At 62.9% G+C, this 674-nt stretch carries 1 protein-coding gene; it reads right to left on the bottom strand.

The genetic code is table 11. The annotated features are described in order from the left end of the window. Nucleotides 1-114: 114 nt before the first annotated feature. Nucleotides 115-624 carry a signal peptidase II gene (gene lspA / locus EEB15_RS33165; protein ID WP_003094728.1) on the bottom strand — a complete coding sequence of 170 codons (510 nt, stop codon included), beginning with the start codon at nt 622-624 and terminating at the stop codon, nt 115-117. Nucleotides 625-674: the final 50 nt, after the last annotated feature.

The following is a 674-nucleotide window of genomic DNA, read 5'->3' as shown; positions in this document are numbered from 1 at the left end:
CCGACCTTGAACGAGGCCGGCTGCTTGTCGAAGGTGCTGTCGACGACGTTGCCGTCCTCCAGCTTGAGGGCGAAATGCAGGGTGACGCGGCTCTCCTGGCCAATGCGGGTCGACTCAGCCATGGGCGGCTTCTCCGGATTTCTTCGATCTGAACATGTCGAGCGCCAACATGACGGCGCCGACGGTGATGGCGCTATCGGCCAGGTTGAACGCCGGGAAGTACCAGCGGTTCTGCCAGTGCACCAGGATGAAGTCCACCACGTGGCCAAGAACCATGCGGTCGTAGAGGTTGCCCAGGGCGCCACCGAGCACCAGCGCCAGGGCGATGGCCAACCAGGTCTCGCCTTTCTTCAGGCGTTTCAGCCAGACCACCAGGATCGCGCTGACGACGATGGCGATCAGGGCGAACAGCCAGCGCTGCCAGCCCGAGCTGTCGGCCAGGAAGCTGAAGGCGGCACCGGTGTTGTAGGCCAGGGTCCAACTGAACAGATCGGGGATCACCACGATCTGCTGGTACATGCTCAGTTCGGCCTGGAAGAACGCCTTGCTGAGCTGGTCGAGGACGAACACCAGCACGGTGATCCACAGCCAGGGCAAGCGCCCGAAACGATCGACCTCAGGCATAGTGGCGAACCTCGCCGCTGCCTTCGATGTTCTCGATGCAGCGACCACAC

Source organism: Ramlibacter sp. WS9 (assembly GCF_003797765.1).
In the GTDB taxonomy this organism is placed as follows: domain Bacteria; phylum Pseudomonadota; class Gammaproteobacteria; order Burkholderiales; family Burkholderiaceae_C; genus Ramlibacter.
Note: the sequence above shows the minus strand (reverse complement) of the source record. Positions and strands in the feature narration are given on the sequence as shown.

Bases quoted from the DNA above. Each gene is read 5' to 3' on its own strand.
- lspA (WP_003094728.1), bottom strand. From the start codon at position 624: ATGCCTGAGGTCGATCGTTTCGGGCGCTTGCCCTGGCTGTGGATCACC.